We start from the raw sequence: 20823 nt of genomic DNA on the forward strand, positions 1-20823 counted from the left end.
ATGATAGTAGACATGGCATTATTAAATCGTAAACTCATAAAGCTTCTGACGGATCACCATCTAAATAAGGAACTTTTCCACGGGCAATTTGGTTTAGAAAAAGAAAATGTCAGAGTGGATCCAGAGGGAAGACTTGCGCTGACACCACATCCAAAAGCCTTTGGCAACAAGCTGGAGAACCCATATATTCAAACGGATTTCTCAGAGAGTCAGATTGAAATGGTGACACCCTCTTTTGATTCTATTGAAGAGACTTACAACTTTCTGGAGGCGCTGCAGGATATTGTGTCGCTAGAGCTTAATGAAGAATATCTGTGGCCGAGTAGTAATCCTCCCATGCTACCGAATGATAAGGCCATTCCCATTGCCAAAATGGGCAATCCGGTAGAGGACAAATATAGACATCAGCTAGCCGACAAGTATGGTCGTAAAAGACAATTGCTGAGCGGGATCCATTATAATTTCTCTTTTGACGAACAATTTCTTAAGCAGCTTCATGACATTGTAAATCCGCAGTTGAGTTTTAAAGATTTCAAAGACGCGACTTATTTAAAAATAGCCCGCAACCTATTGCGATACCGCTGGCTTTTAATCTATTTAACAGGTGCTAGCCCTGTTTTTGATAAGACTTATATGGAGCAATGTGTCGCACGAGGCGAGTCGGATGACCAGAATAGCTATTATGTTCAAAATATGAATTCACTTCGGAATAGCGAATGCGGATATCGAAATGAAAAACCTCTTTATGTGTCTTTTGATTCGCTTACGGACTATGTACATGATTTACAAGCGTTGATTGAATCGGAACACTTATTAAGTGTAAAAGAGTTCTATAGCCCGGTTAGACTGAAGACGACAAGAGGCAAACATCCGTTAGAGGAGCTGCTGCAGGATGGGATTGCCTATTTGGAGCTTCGTTTTATTGATCTCAATCCACTCTACAAAATAGGAATTAGCAAAGAAACGATGATTTTCATTCATCTGTTTATCCTCTATATGCTACTGAAAGAGGACGAACCGTTCGGGGTAGAGGATCAGAAGATGGCGAACCTTAATCATGATCAATTGATCATGGAGGGGATAAAAGGCTGCTTGCATGATTACGGAGATTCTTGTGGGGCGATGGAACAGAAGGCTTTAATTTGTATTCAAGAGATGCAGGATATGATTCAGCTGTTGAACCCAGAAGATAAACAGTTTCCGAACGTTTTGAAAGTAGCCAAGGATAAGATTCTAAATCCGGATCAGAGCTTTGCAGTGATTGTGAAGTCGGAGGTTCAACAATCCTCTTTTGTACACTATCATCTGAATAAAGCTAAACAATATGCTAAGGAAAGTCTTGCGAATGGATACCGATTTGCGGGATATGAGGATCTGGAGCTATCTACACAGCTTCTACTGAAGGCAGCAGTTAAACGTGGGATTAAGTTTCAATTGCTCGATCGGGAAGAGAACTTCGTTCTACTTACGAACGGCGATCATAAAGAATACGTTAAGCAGGCTACGAAGACATCCCTGGATTCTTACAGCACAGTACTAATTATGGAGAATAAAATTGTTACGAAGGAAGTACTCAAACAACAAGGCATTCGTGTTCCCGCAGGTGAGGCTTTTGGAGATTTGGAAGCGGCGATGGAGGCATATGGCACTTATCATAATAAAGCAATCGTGATCAAACCCAAATCAACGAATTTTGGACTTGGCATTACTATTTTTACAGATGAATTCTCCAAAGAGGATTATCAAAAAGCCTTCACAATCGCCTTCGAGCATGATCGAACAGTGCTGCTTGAGGAATTTATGACGGGGAAAGAATATCGTTTTCTAGTGATGGGCGATGAGGTAGTCGGAGTATTGCACCGGGTTCCGGCAAATGTGGTCGGTGATGGTGTACATACGATCGAAGAGCTGGTCCACGAAAAGAACAAAGATCCGTTAAGGGGTCATGGGTATAAAACACCCCTTGAACAAATTCAGATCGGCGAAGCAGAAGAGATGTTCTTGAAGAACCATGCTCAGACTTGGAGCGATATCCCTCCATTGAATGAGATCATCTACCTGCGGGAGAATTCGAATATTAGTACAGGTGGAGACAGCTTAGACTTTACAGATGAGATTCCGGACAGCTATAAAGATCTAGCGATCCAGTCGGCTAAAGCTGCGGGGGCTACTATTTGTGGCGTAGATATGATGATTGATGATATTAAGGAAGATGCCACGGGTACCAATTACAGCATTATTGAGATCAATTTTAATCCAGCGATTCATATCCACTGTTATCCCTATAAAGGAAAGAATCGCAAAGTGGATGAACGGATTCTGGATCTGTTGTTTGATTCCCACCCCTTGTGACACTCTTGTAACAGAGATTCGTTACGATTGGCTACGAGGTGAGAAAATGAAGAAATCTAAAGCTTTTATCGTGTTGATCTTATTGTTGGTTGTCGGATGCAGTTCGGTGCCACCGCAAGCCAATCCAGAACTGAAGAAAGAAGAGAAGAAGGAAGAAACGAAAGAAAGGAATGAGAAGTTAGCCTTCTGGGATAGCCAGAGAAAAGGAACCAACTTCATGAATTCGAAATCTTTACCGGATAACTATGAAGCTGCCAAAGAGCAGAATATTGAATTCATTCGTTTGGCACCAGATAAATGGGCTAAAGACAGTGACTTTTTATTTAATGACAAACCGGATGCGAACCCGGATAAAGATTTTCTAATAGGGAATGCAGATAAGTATGAAGGGATTGTTGAGGAGGATTTTGCCGAGTTAAAAGCGGACCTAGATGCAGCCGAGGCTCGGGGCTCCAAAGTGGTGCTGACCGTCCTCAGTCTCCCCGGAGATCGCTGGAGACAGTTCAATAATTACAAAAATGATGACCGGATATGGAAAGATTTTAGTTATCATGAACAAGCGGCAGTGTTTTGGAGAGATCTAGCAAGCCGGTTGAAAGACCATCCTGCGGTAATCGGTTATAACCTGATTAATGAGCCGCATCCAGAGACCGCCACGGGATTTAATGACTTCTGGACACAGGATTACAGCGAATGGTATAGCTCAGTAGAGAACACCCCTGCGGATTTGAATCTTTTATATGAGACGATAGTGACCGCTATTCGTACCGTAGATACCAAGACACCAATTATCGTAAATTCTGGCCTGTATGCTACACCTTGGGCTTTTAAATATTTAAAACCGATCGATGATGAGAATGTGTTGTATGCTTTTCATATGTACGAGCCTTACGAGCTAACCAGTCAAAATAAGAAAAAAGGGTTAACCTATGAATATCCTGGAACGATAAAAGTAGGAGAAGATAAAACGGAAAAAGCTTTTAACAAGGAAGCCTTAAAGGAATTTCTAGAACCTGTTGCACAGTGGGCAAAGGAAAATAACATCCCCGCAAATCGGATTGTTGCAGAAGAGTTTGGAACGAATCGGCTAGTAAAAGGTGCAGATCAATACATGGCTGATTTAATTTCGATTTTTGATGATTACGGCTGGCACTGGGCGTTTTATGCCTTCCGCGAGGATACTTGGGACGGTATGGATTATGAATTGGGAAGTAAGCCCCCAACCTGGGAATATTGGCAAGCGATAGAGAAAGGCGAACAGCCTCCTCGAAAAGCAGTCGACAGCCCGATATGGGAAGTATTGAAGAAAGGACTTGAAGGAAAGGAGTAAATGATGCTAATTGAACATTCTAATTGCGGATGATGAGAAACATATGACCAACATATTGAAGACTTATTTTGAAAAAGAGGGCTATAACGTTTGGGTAGCTGCGGATGGGGAGGAGGCGCTAGAGCTCTTTTTTTCGAATAAGATCGATCTTGTGGTACTGGATTGGATGATGCCTAAGCGAAGCGGGATTGAGGTTTGTAATGAAATCAAGCAGGTTAGTTTAGCTAAGGTGGTCATGTTGACCGCTCGTTCTTCCCATGATGATGAATTTAGCGCATTAGATATAGGTGCAGATGAATATATAAGAAAACCATTCGATCCACGGATCTTAATGCTGAGAATCAAAAAAATGCTAGGGACCGAAAAAGTTGCAGCTATACGGGACTTAGAAATTGATTTTGAGCGGAAGAAAGTATATAAGAATGGGGAGGAACTGTCCCTTTATAAAAAAGAGTTTGAACTGCTAACCTTCCTATATGAGAATAAAGGCCGGATTTTGTCCAGAGATTCTTTGTTATCTTCTGTTTGGGGGATGGATTACCTTGGCGAAGAACGAACCGTGGATACACATATCAAAAGATTACGCGATAAGATTGGGGCTGACCACGTAATCACACACAGGGGAATGGGGTACAGCTTCCATGATAAAAATCAATAAAATAAGCACGAAGTTATTGATTATGGTAAGTATAATTCTGCTGATTGTGTTTGGGACGTCCTATTCATTGCACAATTTTTTCTCGTCTGATTATTACCTTTATAAAATGAAAACCAAGATCAGCTCCATTTATGATGAAGTGAAGGATTTGAGTCTGGAACAGCTCCAGGAGAAAGAATCAGCGATCGAGAACAAAAACAACATAACGATTGTTAGGGTTGAAAACAGAGGAAGCACAACAGAAATTAACGATAACATACAATTTGCTCTCTTTAAAGATAAGGTGGCCCTTAATAAGTTCTGGATCACGGAAAAAGTATTGGAAAAGGTAAACGAAGGAAATACGGTGAATCTATTATTTAATCAGGGGAAATTGAAGTCCAGCCTGTTAACGAAAATATATGAGCAGGATGGCAGTCTAATCCTCATCGGCACTGTGGTTGTGCATAATACAGATGCTTTAAACATCGTAAATCAATTCAGCTTCTATTCCATTCTTTTGGGGATTATTATCAGTTTGCTGTTAGTGGCTTATTTTTCGAGGAAAATCATTACTCCGTTAGAGCAATTGCAGGATGTGGCGAAGGATATCTCCAATCTTGATTTTAAACAAGTGACGATTAAATCGGGGGATGAAATCGAAGAATTATCAAAGAGCATTAACCAGATGAGTCAGCGTTTGAAAAGCGCACATGCAGAGCTGGAGAAGAAAAATCAAAGCTTAAACACATTGATCTCAAGCATCTCACATGAGGTGAAAACACCGTTATCCTTAATCCAAGCTTATACGATTGGTATTCAAGACGATCTGGATGATGGCACGTATACGGATATCATTTTAGAGCAGGTAAAATATACGTCTGATATGGTGGATTACTTAATTAAACTATCCAAGATCCAAAAGACCGTAGTGCATAAAGAAAAATTCGATCTTAAAGAGCTTCTGCTCAAAGTGATCTCACAATATAATATTACGTTCAAAAATAAAAACCTGATCTTACAGACCGACTTCCATTCGGTTGAACGATCCATCGTTGAGGAGGATAGCAGCCAGATAGAGATTGTATTCAACAACTTAATTAGTAATGCCATTAAATATGGGGAAGAGAATGTCTTTAGCATCTCATTAGCGAGTGACACACACAATGCACTGAAATTCACCATTACTAATAAAACCACGCGCCTGAAAGAGGAGCATTTAGCGTATATTTGGGACCCGTTCTATGTCATCGAGGAGTCTCGTAATAAAGAAATCTCCGGTACTGGACTTGGCCTGTCTATCGTCGCGGAGATTCTAGCTAAGAATGGTCTGAAATACGAAGCCACATTAGAGGATTCGTATATTAGTTTTAGTGTTTGGTTTGATGTTGAGGTTACAGAAAATAATTGCTAGTGGGAGGAAAATGTCCCTTAAGAAATCTTCAGTTATTGTTGCAACTCTTTCACTCTTAATCAACCTCATAATGAATATGTATCAGGCACTATCAATGATTAAATGTTTAGATTAGGGAAAACCTCCCTAATTATGTGAGATTTATCGTGCTCCAAGCGATAATTAGGGAAAATCTCCCCAATTATCAGGGTGTTTCATTCATAAAGAGGGTATTCTCGTATTTATTAGGGAGGATTTCCCTAATCCGCAAAGTGGTGTGATGTGAAGCTTAATGCAACGCTAGTGGAATTGAATTGCAGCTCATAATAAATGAAGCACTCCTTCAAGGAGGATTCATTCGCTTTAAAGCTATCGGCAGAGACACGATTCTACACATAATCGTGAATGGTTTTTAGATTTAAACCATAAATATGGTGAAAAGTAACGGAGGGAATTTTGGAACTGTAGGAGCGGAGCGTTCGCCTTTGTCTCCGGATGTTATCCGCTGATAGCGGTAAAATCAAAAACATCTGGAGACAACAGCGACCGTAAGTCCAAACATTCCCGCAGTTACGTCCCGTCACCAGATTTATCGTATTATCTCCTTAGCCATCACCTAATCCATCAATTCAGCTTCAAGATCGAAGCATTATCAACAAAAGTAGCCGTATTAAACAACATCAATACATCCTTAATATCATTCTGAGCCATATAATCACTGATACTCCCGTTATAATAACGGATGTCGATCACGTGGATCTCAGGCACATGCTGAGTCAGAAAAGGGATGACACTATGCGCATAGGAGTCCTTGATGACGAGCAGCTTCTCCTGTTTGATCACTTTAGGATCAAGCTGGCTTGTGATTTTCATAAGGGCATGAACGCCGCCTAGGAAATAAGAGTATTTATCTTTTTTCTCCAGATAGCTTGGATCGTACATACTTGTTAAAGTCTCACCCGTATCTACAATATGCATCTTGGTGGATACATCATGAACAGGTTTATACACTTGAATGGAATCTCGCGCCACTCCGATAAATTGACTCCGCGTATGGTAGCTTCCAAGGAACGAATTGCTTACCGTCTCAATCTCGAATTCGCTCTGGGACAGAGGTTGCCATCCCATACTTTTAGCATAAGCTACGTAAGCCAAATAAGCGCCGTAGGTTGTCCAGTGATGATCGGTCCGATAATAAATGTCCTCTGCGGCATGAGGAGCAAGAACATTAAATCCATTTATAAAAGTAAGGCTATTCCCTACATCCTCAGCAATCGTTTGATTCACCTCGGCCTGCGAATATACGGGTGCTAACCAGGGCAGACGCTCGTTGTACAAGCCTACCGATGTCGGCGCAAGCAGAAAGGTCGTTTTGGCTTCCGCATTTTTATCGGCAAAACGCTTCACAGCCGCTGTATATTGCTGAACCTTATTGTGATCAGGGACCTCGAATTTTTCGAATAAGTAGCCGTCTTTGCCCTTATAAATTCCGTTATTTTCTTGCTGTAACCTCATTTTCTCCACCGCCGATTTCACCCATACCCATTTGGCTCGGAAAGGGAAATGATCGGTTACAAAGCTTTCCGCCTCTTCCGCATAGGTGTGGGATAATAAATTGTCCCATGTCAGATGGGGAGCGCTTTGTAAATATCGGTTTTCTAGCTCAGAGAAACGTTGAGCAGGCAGTAAGAAAAAGGTTATACCCACCAGAAACAGCGTCGCGACAAATCCCACCACTAGTATTCGATCCGTTCTCTGCTTCATAAACAATCACCCCCTAGAATCGGAAATATAAGAATGGGTTAAAGGTAGCATCCACTAAGTAAGCGACAGATAGGAAGAATAGCACGCCATACCAAACCAGAGAAGGAATCGTTTCAGCATCCACACGCTTGGAGAGTTTCAAAGGTACAGATGCTAATATGAGTACCACAAGTAGAATCGCGTTTGTGTAAGTGAAGTATAAAGTTGTGTTATTCCACAATGGCTGACCATTAAAACCGAGCATCGCTTGCAAGTAACTCAGCACCAACGGAAGTTCTTCAAAGGCAAACAAGACCCATCCGATGAGGATAAGTACAATGGCATAGAGATGCCTAGTCCAGCGCGGTAGACGGCTCAGCAGTTTTAGTCCCCACCATTTTTCAAAGATAAGAATGACCCCAAAGTATAATCCCCAGAACAGAAAGTTCCAGCTCGCCCCGTGCCAGATTCCCGTGAGCAGCCACACAATAAGGATATTGCGCACCTGAATGCCTAAACCCCGGCGGTTGCCTCCAAGCGGGATATATACGTAGTCACGAAACCAACTGCTAAGGGAAATATGCCATCTCCGCCAGAAGTCCGTAATGCTCTGTGAAATATAAGGTTTGTTGAAGTTCTCGTTAAAGCAGAAGCCGAACATAAGCCCGAGGCCAATAGCCATATCCGAATACCCACTGAAATCAAAATAGATCTGAAAGGCAAACGCAATTATGCCAAGCCAAGCGGTTAAAGCGGGCATGGACTCCAAATTGGAGCTGGATATGGTGTGCCAGAGCAGACCAATGTTGTTGGCGAGCAGCACTTTTTTGGCTAGTCCGATAATGAATCTTCGTACACCCTCTGCGAACATGGGGATATCCACCGAACGCTCACGTAATTGCTCTGCAATGGTGTTATATTGAACGATAGGACCGGCTACTAATTGTGGAAACAGGGCTACAAACGTCCCGAAATCAATCCAATTCCGCTGTGCTTTGGTAGTTCCTCTATAGACGTCAATGATGTAGGACATAGATTGAAAAGTATAAAATGAAATCCCTATAGGTAACGGTAAGTCCGTGAATGGAATATGAGTACCGAGGAGCCCATTTATATTTTGAATGAGAAAATCTGCGTATTTAAAATACGACAATAAGCCCAGGTTAATAACCATAGAGCTAACCACAATCCACTTGCGCTGTACCGTGGTTAGCTTCGGTCTACTGAGAAGTAGACCAAAGCCGTAATCCGTAATGGTGGACAGCAACATAATTACAATGTAGACGGGTTCGCCCCAAGCATAAAATACCAGACTGCTTAAGAACAATATGAGGTTTTTGATTCGCCAAGGCGAAACATAATAGAGTGCGAGGACAGCCGGCAGAAACAGGAATAGGAAGAGTAGGCTGCTGAATACCATCGCTAATTATTTTTTAGTAAACAAGGTATCGAATTCAGTCACCAGCTGATCAGCACTCTCCGAAATCACGAATAAGATGTAATTTCCTTTTGTGACCAGCTTATAATTTTGGGCGTTCTCATACTGATCCGGAAGGTATTGTTCGAATTGCTTTTGAATATCAGTAGCACGCTCTTTGACGGCGGTTTCGACAGTAGAGATATCTTTTGCATCTTTAACTTTTAAAATGGCAATTTCGTTACTTTTCACATTCATCATTGGCATTCTAATGCTATAATCTTCAAGTAATGATGGAGCTAGATGGTACAGCTGAGCCACCATATCTGCTTCAACTTCAATTAATGAAGGTTGTTCCACTTTTGCGAGCATTTCGTCGACCATTTCTTTCGGTGTCAGATTGGTTTCGACTGCGGCTTCATTGTTACTACTGGAACAGGCGCTAAGCACCACACTTAATACAATAGTTAACGCTAGAATGAAGGTATGTTTTTTCAATTAGGTCACTCTCCTTGGTGTGTTTGATCTACATTTCTCTAGTTAATTAACGTATAGAGTCTATAGAATGTTGCGCGACACTTTCTTTCGAATACTTTACCCCAATTTTGTGGAAATATGTTTGAATGAAAAGGTCATGCAAAGATCTTCCTCACTTAGCTTGCGCAATGGTTGGTTATACTGTTAATGTTAGATAGATAGTTTTGAATAGAAGGGGATTGAACGGAATGATCGAAGAACTGAACAATAATGGACTACCGGAGAATTACGAGGAATTAAAGAAAGCTGCCAACCGCTCTGCGGATTGGAGAGCCCGTCTAGAAGCAGTTGAAGAACTGGGTCAGACGAACCACAAACAAATTATCGATATCCTGACGCGTTTAATGGAGAGCGATCCTGTATATACAGTTCAAGAAGCTGCTTACCTTAAACTGAAGGCATTCGGCGAAGATGTTAAAGCACCTTCCAAGAATAAACCGGAGCTAGTAAAAGGCGTATCCAAAATACTCCTGAGAATCAAGAAGAGCCTGCCAAGAGATCATTCGTACGAAGATTTCAAAGAGAAGCTGAAGAAGATGAGAATCGACGTGTACGATACCTATGAAGGCGAAAAGGGCGATGACTTCGACGCGTGGCTGATGAAAATGTGGACTTCCGCGAACAAGTAAAGGATGACAACATGCAAACCAACAAATTAACAGAACAATTTCAAGAATATCTTAAGCTTTCTGCTGACTTACGTCCTGACTATATTGCCAGCTTAGGCAAGGGTGATAATGAAGAGAAGCTGACGGTGATTGTTCCAGAAGCCCCTGAACTACTGAAAGCTATTTATAGCATAGTTTCAGGTACAAGCAGTGAGGAAGAAGAACCAAGTCTGATCGAATTTATTCCAGGGTATCGTCTAATTCATATTAATGAATATGAAGCAGAGATGAAGATTTTAACTGGAATATTGGAGGAAAAAGGCCATCAAGTGGATGGCGTTATCTTGCCGATCTTAACGAACTACGGTAGCGACTTCATTTGTTACTACAAATCTGCAGATGGTGTGGAACGTGTATGTGACCTGCTGCATGATTTTGGGGATCTGATTGTGATGTATGAATCACCTGAAAAGTTCCTGGAGACTTTATGTGAGTTCTACAAGCAGGATGTTTATTTCCTGGATGAAGAGGGATATCTCGATTGCGATTTAGTAAAAGAGGGCGAAGTAGGCGCGGCTCTGAACCCAGATGCGAAATATTGGTCCGAGTAACGAGCTAATACCCTATAAAGAAGAGCAGCAGTCCGATTACGGACTAGCTGCTCTTTGTTTTAAATATCTACTGTTATGTTACTCCTGCGCAGCACGTTTCTCCTGCTCACGAAGCTCTACTCTCCGTATTTTTCCGGAGGTCGTCTTTGGAAGATCTTGAATGAACTCGATTTTGCGTGGATATTTATAAGGAGCGGTCCACTCTTTAACATGGGATTGCAGCTCCTTCATAAGCTCAGGAGAAGCGGCGGTCTCATCTTTTAGTACAATAAAAGCTTTAACGATGTGACCGCGGATTTCATCCGGACTAGCAACGACCGCGCATTCCTTAACCGAAGCATGCTTCATAAGGGCTTCTTCTACTTCGAAAGGACCAATGGTGTAACCTGAGCTAATGATAATGTCATCTCCACGGCCCTCGAACCAGAAATAACCTTCTTCATCTTTCCGTGCCCGGTCTCCAGTTATGAAGAACTCACCGTGAGTACTGCTTTCTTTTCTACCAGGATCTTTGTAATAGGTATGAAATAACGCTGGCATACTTAAGTGTACTGCGATATCTCCAACGACTCCAGCAGGTACCGGAATGCCGTCTTCGTCTACTACTTCAACTAGCCCCGGAGCAATAGACTTACCCATAGAACCTATCCGAATAGGAGTATCTTTGAGTGTTCCGATGATAAGCGTACTTTCTGTTTGACCATAACCATCACGAATCGTGATATTGAATTCACGTTGGAAGGTGTTGATGACCTCTTGATTCAGTGGCTCTCCAGCGGAAACTGCGCAGCGAAGGTGGGACAAGTCATAATGACTGAGATCTTCTAACTTGGCCATCAAACGATATTCAGTTGGCGTACAGCATAATACCTCGATGTTGTGATCCTGCAGCAGCTGTAAATATTTTTTGGGATGAAAAGATCCACTATATACAAACCCGGTCGCCCCGTTGCCAAGGACGGATAAGAAGGGGCTCCAGATCCATTTTTGCCAGCCCGGTGCCGCTGTTGCCCAGACGGTGTCTGTTTCTTTAATATCGAGCCATTGAGGCGATGTGATCCGCAAGTGAGCATAACCCCAGCCATGACTATGAACGACTGCTTTGGGGTTGCCGGTTGTTCCAGAGGTATATGCCAAGATTGCCATATCGTCCCGGTGGCTTTCGACTGCTGTGAACATATCTGGCTGATTAATCATTAGACTTTCCAGATCTAGCCATCCATGACCGAGCTCGTCAGGGGCGCCGGATACGGAAAGACGGTAATCCAGAGCAGGCAGATCGTCCGAGATTTTATTAACTTCATCAGTGATCTCGGACCAGGCAATAACGGCTCTGGCTTCGGAATGCCGCAGACGATAGGATAAATCCTTAGCGCGAAGCATTTCTGATGAAGGGATAATGGCAAGTCCTAGCTTCAGACATGCTAAATAGATGACATAAGCGATGATTCGGCGTGGAACCATTACAAGAACACGATCCCCTTGCTGGAGGCCAATTGCTGCGAGCCCTCCAGCAAGTCGGTTAGCTTGCTTGCGAAGATCTCCGTAAGTGATTTTTTCGTAGTCTCCTTGTTCATTCAACCACTTAAGTGCAATCTTTTCCGGAGCATGACGTTCCATTTCCGAAGTGAGATTGTAGTACTCAGGTGCGATCCACTGCTGATTATTCAATATGAACCTCTCCTATATAAAACAAGATGGTATAACTGTTATGCTTAGTATAGCACGTTATCCTAGTACCAGGTACTAGTACCTTGATGCTTAAATTTGATATCATAGGGTTCAGAAGGTTAAAATAACTTGTGTAAATATAAATCCAGAAAGTGAGAACTATGTTATGAATCACACAACTTTTGATGAAATATTCGCTATTATGGAAGCCTCTTTTCCTACCTCCGAGATCAGAACCTATGAGGGACAACAGGAGTTATTGGATGTTCCACATTATCGATTGATTACCGAAGTGAATGCTGAGGGGAAAATCATTGCTTTTATAGCTTGCTGGGAGTTTCCAGGATTTCGATTTGTAGAACATATCGCAGTGGACCCAAGTATAAGAGGGGGAGGCATTGGCAAAAAGCTGATGGAAGAATATATCCGTCAGTCGGGCAAGCCTGTGCTTCTTGAAGTAGAGCCGCCACTGGGTGAAATGGAACAACGTAGAATTGGCTTTTATGAGCGACTAGGGTTCCATTTGAATCCTTATGCTTATGTGCAGCCCCCTCTGCGTGAGGAAAATGCTGATTTACCGCTTCAAATCATGACTTACCCTAACCCTGTCGATGAAGAAGAATTCAATCTATACCGAGAAATTTTATATACAGAAGTGTATAAGGTTACAACACCGTATCAAAGTTAATCTCTAACAGCAATCCGTACGATCCTTTTTAGGACAAGCGGGTTGCTGTTTTTATTTTTGGTTAAATTAATGGTATTTTGATTTTTTTAATTACAAAATGGGTACAAGTAAGAAACAACTTAGAGACATAATCTTATTTTGTTTGAGCTAAAGTAAGAACAAAGATTGAACTTTCAAGGAGGGCTTACTTATGAAAAACAAAAAAATAATTATAGCAACAATGGTGTTTGGGATGGTAGTCACAGGATCAGCCGGTGTGTACGCAGGGACTAAACTTCAGAAAATTACGGCATATCTCAATCACAGCATTGGATTTAAGGTGAATGGCACAGCTTATACGCCAGTTGATAATAAAGGAAATGCACTGGCACCAATTACTTATAACAATACAACCTATCTTCCTGTACGTGCGATTGCTGATGTGATGAAGGTGCCTGTGACCTTTGATGCGGTGAACAATCAGGTTATTCTTGGCACAGGAGGCTCGGTGACTGACACTATTTCTCTGACACCTGTACAATACAGCAGCACTCAGAAAGAAGAGCTTGTTAAAGCCTTCGCCAATTTCCAAGGTTTCGAAACAGCCTATGCACCTACTCAAATGGTGAGTGGAGATGCATTTCAAAAAGTAGTAGGTTCTGATGATGGTGTTAACTTTCTGTTTAAGCAGATGAAGGTGAATATCTCTCCTCGTGATTACTCTTATGAATATAAAGGTGAAACCGTAAAACTCTCTAACGGAACCGAAGCTAAATGGTACAGCCCATCCAGTGATACATTGTTCTTGACCTATAAACTGGATGATCGTTTTGTTACGATTAGTTCCCCAAATAAAACACTGAGTAAGACGCAATTAGAAAAAGTAGCAGTGAATGTAGTGAAATGGACGAAATAAGCCCTCATTAGTACTTAAGTACTTATCTTTGTGCCCTAAAAAGTAAAGCAGCAAGTCTCCCATAATTAGAGAGGCTTGCTGCTTTTTTTGTCGTGTTTGGGAGCCAATGATTTAAACGCTTTTACTTACTGTGTTGTTTATTTGGAAGCTTTTGACTTGGTGTACTTTTACCGTGATGTTCTTTATTCTTTTCAGCTTTCTTTTGGGTGTCGTGTACTTTTTCTACAAAAGCATGAGTATCGTCCATGTTTATCCTCCTTGATTGGCAACCTTGCCGTTACTGTAACCACTTTTGTAAGAATACATACACGATGTACTTTACAAACTTCTATGTTTATAAAGACATTGCGAAAATATTTAATAGTTACTATAAATGGATGCAAGCATTTCATAGAACAGTAAGGGAGACTGATTATGAACAGGTTATTTAAACAAGCTGTATCCATGACCTTAGCTTTCGTTATGGTACTGGGAATTACATTCACAGGAATACCAGCTTATGCTGAAGACAGCAATGGGGATGCTGGATTACTGCAATTACAATCGCTAGAGCCTGTTGCATTATTGGCAGGGAATTCTACGTGGAAGTATCTAGATAACGGAACGAATCAAGGCACAGCATGGCGGTCTGTGTATGAAGATTCAACATGGGCGTCTGGCCAAGCGCCGCTTGGTTATAAAGATAGTGGATCCGGAGTCAGCAGCAAGCAATTTGGTGCTCTGAAAACAAATATAAGCTACGGTTCTGATAAAAAGAAGAAATACATCACTTCCTATTTCCGTACAAATGTAACTGTGAACAAGGAAGATATTACGAAATCCGATAAAATTTTGGGCAACTTCGCATTTGATGATGGAGTTGTGCTGTATCTGAACGGTAAAGAAATCTACCGTGAGGCTATGCCTGCAGGTGAAATCAACTATCAAACACTGAGTACAACTAGTGCCAGTGATCCAAATGAGTATACAAAGGTTGATCTAACGGAACTCGTAAAGGCTAATTTGAAAGATGGAGGAAATGAACTTTCAGCTGAAGTTCATCAGACAGGTGAAAATAGTTCTGACCTGTATTGGGATATGAGCCTGATTGCTTATCCAGCGACACAGGTTGTAGATCCGGTTGATCCAGTAGATCCAGGAGTTGGTAAACCTGAGTCAATCGCACTTACCTTTAACGGAAACCCTCAGACTAGTATGGGGTTCAATTGGTATGCACCTGAGAAGGTGACGGGTACCAAGCTTGAAGTAGTAGAAGCTTCTAAATTAGTGGACGGTCAGTTCCCAGTAGGTGCACAAACTTACGAAGGAACATCTGTTACAACAAGCGTGTATATGACAAAAGCGGATAAGTCAGCTAAGAAACCAGTGGTACTGACTAGCCATAAGGTCATTGCTGACAATTTGCAGCCGGGAACGGAGTATGCTTACCGTGCTGGGGATGGACAAGCTGATAATTGGAGTGACGTCGGAACGTTTACAACAGAAAGCTCCAGTAATCAAGCCTTTAAGTTCTTATATACAACGGATTCTCAAGGAACAACTGAAGGTGATTTTGATATTTGGAATCATACCCTTCAAGAGGGATTGGCTAAATTTCCGACAAGTGAATTCATTCTGAATTCCGGAGATTTGGTAGACAACGGTGATATTGAGGAGCAATGGGGATGGTTTTTCAATAAACCAAAGGATATTCTAGCAAATATTCCATTGGTTCCACTGGTAGGTAATCACGAAAGCAAGAGTTATAGCAATTATACAACTCATTTTAATTTACCTAATGTCTCGAATACGGGAGCAAAACCAGATGGCTCTGTATATTCTTTTGACTACGGTTCAGCGCACTTTATGGTAATCAATACAGAGTATTATGGTGCTAGCTCGAGTCTTGAGAATAACGAAATTTACAATAAGCAAGTACAGTGGCTGCGCAGTGAAGCTGCGAAAAGCGATCAGAAGTGGAAGGTTGTGCTTTTGCATAAATCGCCTTATTCCGTTGCCAGTCATACAAATGATACAGATGTACTCTATTACAGAGCTAATTTGACAAAGGTATTTGATGAGCTTGGTATTGACATGGTTATCGGTGGACATGACCACACCTATACTAGAAGCTATCAAATGTACAACAATCAGCCGTTAACGGATATTAAGCCGGACACAAACGGAGTGGTAACTGATCCTAAGGGTACGTTATACCTGATTACAAATGCAGCGGGCAATAAAAAATATAATGTAGCCGCAGGCACATTCCCTTTTGCAGCTAAATACGAGCAGCCTGGTAAGGAAATGTTCACAGGAATGACAGTAACAAACGATCAATTCTCGTACGAAGCCTACACCACGACAACTGGTGGATCTACTGACTTGTATGATAAATACAGCATTCATAAGTCTGACGTAGCTGTTAAACCTGTGCAAAATGCAAAAGCTACTGTAGAAGATGGCGGTAAAATCACGTTAACTTGGGATGCGCCTGCATCTGGCGCACCGGTGTCAGGATATCGCATTTATGAGAAAAATGATCTGGTATCTGCAAACTGGATGGTCAGTGTTCCTAATACGGAAGGTCAAACTTCTTACAGTTACACTGTAGAAAATACTAATCCTAACCAAACCTATCAATTTGTTATCAAAGCAGTAAGTGACAGAACAAATTCTGAAGCTACTATTGCTTCTACAGATTCGATCAAAAAAGTTACAGTTACCTTTAATGGTGATCCAGTTAGTTCTAAAGGGTTCACTTGGTACACAGCCACGAAGTCTGCAGGAAGTGATCTTCAAGTTGTAGAGAACACCGGCGTTACTCCAGACTTTGCTAAGTCTATTGAATTTAAAGGACGTTCAGCGGTTTCTAGAAATTCTAAAGATGAATTAGTTCATAAAGCGGAAGCTTCTGGCTTGAAGGCTGATACGAAATACTACTTCCGTGTAGGTGATAAATCACTTGGTCTTTGGAGTGAGGTAGGATCTTTCGAAACTGCCGCTAAGACAGGTGCATTTACTTTCATCGATCTGGCGGACACGCAAGCAAAGACGGAAGAAGAGGCTATCCTTTCTGGAGAAACGATGGCAAAAGCTCTTACCACATTCCCCAATGCTGAGTTTGTGGCCATTAACGGAGATATTGTAGATACGGGAACTAATGAAGAACAGTGGAATTGGTTGCTCGGTCATTCGCAGGAAACCTTGCTCAATACGACTATTGTTCCAGTTGCAGGGAACCATGAGGATAAAGCGAATGCCTTCTATGAGCACTACAATATTAAGGAAGCAGCAGGCTCTCCAACAGAAACAGGAGCGTACTATTCCTATGATTATAGCAATGCGCACTTTGTAGTCTTGAACACGAATGAGAATTCGGACGAATATGCTAACTTCAGCAAAGCACAGTTGGATTGGATGAAGGCTGATGTAAAAGCAGCGAAGGCTGCTGGAGCAAAGTGGATCATCGTCGCTATGCATAAAGGACCATACACAACCTCTAACCACGCTACTGACAAAGATATTATGGGCGCTAATGGAGAAAGAGCGAAAGTTGCTCCAATGATGGCTGAATTAGGCATTGACCTGGTGCTTCAAGGTCACGATCATATCTATGCACGAACCAAGCCAATCAAGGCTGACGGAACTGCAGCAGACACAGTGAAAATCAAGGAAAGCTTCAATGGTCAAACGGTAGAGTACACAGTAAACCCAGATGGAACAATCTATCTGATTCCAGCTACAGCAGGAGCGAAGGTTTACTATAAGAACATGAAGAAAGAATTGGGAGATGCGTACTATAATCTCTTTGAAGTAGCCAATGAGAATACAGCTGCTAAATACGGAGCGGACCCAAGTGATGCTACGCGTCCAATGCGCGGTCAAGTTCAGACCTTTGTTGGCATCACTGTAGATGCAGGGAAGCTGACAGCTGTATCTTATGAGATTGATCAGAATGTTAATGAGGCTAAACCATACGTTCTAGAAGAGTTTGGTATTGTTAAAGGTGATGAAAATGGTGGAGTCACACCAACACCAACACCAAAACCAACAACAGCGCCGACAACAGCGCCGACAGTTGCGCCAACAGCTACACCAGCACCAACAACGGCGCCTTCACCAACTGCAACGCCAGTTAGTAAGCCATCTTTAACGGATACTAGCAATCACTGGGCGGCAGCAGTTATCGAGAAAGCAGTAGCAGCAGGCTTCGTTAGTGGTTATCCGGATGATACTTTCCGTCCTAATCAGAAAGTGAATCGGGTTGAATTTATCACTATGCTGGCACGTGCATTGCAATTGCCGGACAATGGTGACACTTCAAGCTTTAAGGATTCTGCGAAGATTCCAGCATGGGCTAAGTCTTTTGTGGCACAGGCTGTATCTCTACAAATTATCAGTGGCTATGATGACGGGACATTCCGTCCTACACAGGAGCTAACACGTACAGAATTAGCAGTTATGGTTGTTCGTGCTCTGGGTATTACAGTAGATCCGAAAGCGACATTAACCTTCAATGATGCTAAGGATGTACCAGCATGGGCTGTGCCGTATATTGCAGCAGCAGCGAAATCAGGCCTTGTAAATGGTGTAGGACAGAATCAATTTGCACCTAACCAGAAGGCAACAAGAGCAGAGGCGGTTACCATAATCCTTGCCTTGTTAGAAAAAGGGCAGAAGTAATCTAGTATCAGGGTGAATTGAACTCAGCTTAGTAAGTATTGAACAAAGGGGTCTCAGCATATCAGCTGGGGCTCTTTTGTATTTGTTACGTTTAATATAAGAAATCTAACACTATCCCAGAGCTGGCCTAATTAAGCGAAGGATTATGATGAAGAAGTAACGGTATAAGAAATAAAATGATTTTTAAAATAATACTTGCAATGAATCTCTATACATGATATATTCTATTTCTGGCCGAGAAACACACATGCCGAGCTCGAAAAATAATTAAAAAAAGCTTGACATTAAACGGCCGAACATGATATAGTATAAGAGTTGCTGCTGAGACATTAAACGGCGCCAACGAGAACTTGATCTTTGAAAACTGAACAACGAGTGAGTAGGAAATCACGAAAGTGAAATCCAAAATAGAGAATTAATTTTCTCGTCAGATGTTTCAAAATGAGCATATCGCTCTTTTCAATACTAATTGGAGAGTTTGATCCTGGCTCAGGACGAACGCTGGCGGCGTGCCTAATACATGCAAGTCGAGCGGAGTACTTTTGAAAGCTTGCTTTCAAAAGTACTTAGCGGCGGACGGGTGAGTAACACGTAGGCAACCTGCCCCTTAGACTGGGATAACTACCGGAAACGGTAGCTAATACCGGATAATTTCTTTTTTCTCCTGAAGGAAGAATGAAAGACGGAGCAATCTGTCACTGAGGGATGGGCCTGCGGCGCATTAGCTAGTTGGTGGGGTAACGGCCCACCAAGGCGACGATGCGTAGCCGACCTGAGAGGGTGAACGGCCACACTGGGACTGAGACACGGCCCAGACTCCTACGGGAGGCAGCAGTAGGGAATCTTCCGCAATGGACGAAAGTCTGACGGAGCAACGCCGCGTGAGTGATGAAGGTTTTCGGATCGTAAAGCTCTGTTGCCAGGGAAGAACGTCCGGTAGAGTAACTGCTATCGGAGTGACGGTACCTGAGAAGAAAGCCCCGGCTAACTACGTGCCAGCAGCCGCGGTAATACGTAGGGGGCAAGCGTTGTCCGGAATTATTGGGCGTAAAGCGCGCGCAGGCGGTCATTTAAGTCTGGTGTTTAAACCTTGGGCTCAACCTAAGGTCGCACTGGAAACTGGGTGACTTGAGTACAGAAGAGGAAAGTGGAATTCCACGTGTAGCGGTGAAATGCGTAGATATGTGGAGGAACACCAGTGGCGAAGGCGACTTTCTGGGCTGTAACTGACGCTGAGGCGCGAAAGCGTGGGGAGCAAACAGGATTAGATACCCTGGTAGTCCACGCCGTAAACGATGAGTGCTAGGTGTTAGGGGTTTCGATACCCTTGGTGCCGAAGTTAACACAGTAAGCACTCCGCCTGGGGAGTACGGTCGCAAGACTGAAACTCAAAGGAATTGACGGGGACCCGCACAAGCAGTGGAGTATGTGGTTTAATTCGAAGCAACGCGAAGAACCTTACCAGGTCTTGACATCCCTCTGAATCTGCTAGAGATAGCAGCGGCCTTCGGGACAGAGGAGACAGGTGGTGCATGGTTGTCGTCAGCTCGTGTCGTGAGATGTTGGGTTAAGTCCCGCAACGAGCGCAACCCTTAACTTTAGTTGCCAGCAAGTCATGTTGGGCACTCTAGAGTGACTGCCGGTGACAAACCGGAGGAAGGTGGGGATGACGTCAAATCATCATGCCCCTTATGACCTGGGCTACACACGTACTACAATGGCCGGTACAACGGGAAGCGAAGCCGCGAGGTGAAGCCAATCCCATCAAAGCCGGTCTCAGTTCGGATTGCAGGCTGCAACTCGCCTGCATGAAGTCGGAATTGCTAGTAATCGCGGATCAGCATGCCGCGGTGAATACGTTCCCGGGTCTTGTACACACCGCCCGTCACACCACGAGAGTTTACAACACCCGAAGTCGGTGGGGTAACCCGCAAGGGAGCCAGCCGCCGAAGGTGGGGTAGATGATTGGGGTGAAGTCGTAACAAGGTAGCCGTATCGGAAGGTGCGGCTGGATCACCTCCTTTCTATGGAGAATCGTTTCCTGCAATGGAGACATTCAAATCGGAAGTTAAACTTCCAAATCTCAGGTTTAGGCCTGTTACTCACTCGTTGCTCAGTTTTGAGAGTTTAAGCTCTCAAGTAAGACTTGATCCTTGAAAACTGGATACCGAAACGAATTTGCGTTTTAGAACATCTTTTAGCAACTTGTGCAAACAAGTAAATGTTATTAGTGAGATGATTCCAAGAGAAATGTCATTGTATGATATTTTCCTGCG

General features: G+C 42.7%; 14 protein-coding genes and 1 rRNA gene. 10 read left to right on the forward strand and 5 right to left on the reverse strand.

The features are described from left to right. Positions 1-12: 12 nt before the first annotated feature. The 4 genes from gshAB to QNH28_RS04070 are packed head-to-tail and all read left to right on the forward strand — an operon-like array spanning position 13 to position 5733. Entirely contained in the window at positions 13-2352 is a 2340-nt protein-coding gene (gene gshAB / locus QNH28_RS04055) for a bifunctional glutamate--cysteine ligase GshA/glutathione synthetase GshB (protein WP_283910280.1), read from the forward strand. Beyond that, complete coding sequence (locus QNH28_RS04060) at positions 2309-3682, forward strand: glycoside hydrolase family 5 protein (protein WP_481858353.1); 1374 nt, start codon at positions 2309-2311, stop codon at positions 3680-3682. Before gshAB ends, QNH28_RS04060 begins: the two co-directional genes overlap by 44 nt. Positions 3683-3692: 10 nt before the next feature. Then, complete coding sequence (locus QNH28_RS04065) at positions 3693-4340, forward strand: response regulator transcription factor (RefSeq protein ID WP_283910282.1); 648 nt, start codon at positions 3693-3695, stop codon at positions 4338-4340. Continuing rightward, positions 4324-5733 (forward strand): sensor histidine kinase, encoded by a 1410-nt coding sequence (locus QNH28_RS04070; protein ID WP_283910283.1) that lies wholly within the window; start codon positions 4324-4326, stop codon positions 5731-5733. Before QNH28_RS04065 ends, QNH28_RS04070 begins: the two co-directional genes overlap by 17 nt. A gap of 603 nt (positions 5734-6336) precedes the next feature. Here QNH28_RS04070 and QNH28_RS04075 read toward each other — a convergent pair. The 3 genes from QNH28_RS04075 to QNH28_RS04085 are packed head-to-tail and all read right to left on the reverse strand — an operon-like array spanning position 6337 to position 9370. Next, positions 6337-7476, reverse strand: a complete 1140-nt coding sequence (locus QNH28_RS04075; protein ID WP_283910284.1) for a DHHW family protein — start codon at positions 7474-7476, stop codon at positions 6337-6339. A gap of 13 nt (positions 7477-7489) precedes the next feature. Then, positions 7490-8875, reverse strand: coding sequence for an MBOAT family O-acyltransferase (locus QNH28_RS04080; protein ID WP_283910285.1), 1386 nt, complete (start codon positions 8873-8875; stop codon positions 7490-7492). 6 nt (positions 8876-8881) lie between these two features. Continuing rightward, on the reverse strand, positions 8882-9370 hold the full coding sequence (locus QNH28_RS04085; RefSeq protein ID WP_283910286.1) for a DUF4358 domain-containing protein: 489 nt from the start codon (positions 9368-9370) through the stop codon (positions 8882-8884). 227 nt (positions 9371-9597) lie between these two features. Here QNH28_RS04085 and QNH28_RS04090 point away from each other — a divergent pair, with 227 nt between their 5' ends. Further along, on the forward strand, positions 9598-10038 hold the full coding sequence (locus QNH28_RS04090; RefSeq protein ID WP_076120081.1) for a HEAT repeat domain-containing protein: 441 nt from the start codon (positions 9598-9600) through the stop codon (positions 10036-10038). After that, on the forward strand, positions 10002-10628 hold the full coding sequence (locus QNH28_RS04095) for a hypothetical protein (RefSeq protein WP_283910287.1): 627 nt from the start codon (positions 10002-10004) through the stop codon (positions 10626-10628). Before QNH28_RS04090 ends, QNH28_RS04095 begins: the two co-directional genes overlap by 37 nt. 78 nt (positions 10629-10706) lie before the next feature. Here QNH28_RS04095 and mbcS read toward each other — a convergent pair whose 3' ends face one another. Beyond that, on the reverse strand, positions 10707-12302 hold the full coding sequence (gene mbcS, locus QNH28_RS04100) for an acyl-CoA synthetase MbcS (protein WP_283912046.1): 1596 nt from the start codon (positions 12300-12302) through the stop codon (positions 10707-10709). A gap of 163 nt (positions 12303-12465) precedes the next feature. Here mbcS and QNH28_RS04105 point away from each other — a divergent pair, with 163 nt between their 5' ends. Together QNH28_RS04105 and QNH28_RS04110 are read left to right on the forward strand one after the other, a co-directional pair. Further along, positions 12466-12987, forward strand: a complete 522-nt coding sequence (locus QNH28_RS04105; RefSeq protein WP_060627023.1) for a GNAT family N-acetyltransferase — start codon at positions 12466-12468, stop codon at positions 12985-12987. Positions 12988-13177: 190 nt separating this feature from the next. Further along, positions 13178-13882, forward strand: a complete 705-nt coding sequence (locus QNH28_RS04110) for a hypothetical protein (protein ID WP_283910288.1) — start codon at positions 13178-13180, stop codon at positions 13880-13882. Positions 13883-14003: 121 nt separating this feature from the next. Here the strand turns inward: QNH28_RS04110 and QNH28_RS04115 are convergent, their stop codons facing one another. Continuing rightward, on the reverse strand, positions 14004-14129 hold the full coding sequence (locus tag QNH28_RS04115) for a DUF4023 domain-containing protein (RefSeq protein WP_052414454.1): 126 nt from the start codon (positions 14127-14129) through the stop codon (positions 14004-14006). A gap of 167 nt (positions 14130-14296) precedes the next feature. Here QNH28_RS04115 and QNH28_RS04120 point away from each other — a divergent pair, with 167 nt between their 5' ends. Together QNH28_RS04120 and QNH28_RS04125 are read left to right on the forward strand one after the other, a co-directional pair. Beyond that, positions 14297-18547: an S-layer homology domain-containing protein gene (locus tag QNH28_RS04120; RefSeq protein WP_283910289.1), complete on the forward strand. Its 4251-nt coding sequence runs from the start codon at positions 14297-14299 to the stop codon at positions 18545-18547. Positions 18548-19013: 466 nt separating this feature from the next. Next, positions 19014-20571 (forward strand): 16S ribosomal RNA (locus QNH28_RS04125). Positions 20572-20823 lie beyond the last annotated feature (252 nt).

This window comes from Paenibacillus sp. G2S3, from assembly GCF_030123105.1.
Lineage (GTDB): Bacteria > Bacillota > Bacilli > Paenibacillales > Paenibacillaceae > Paenibacillus_AQ.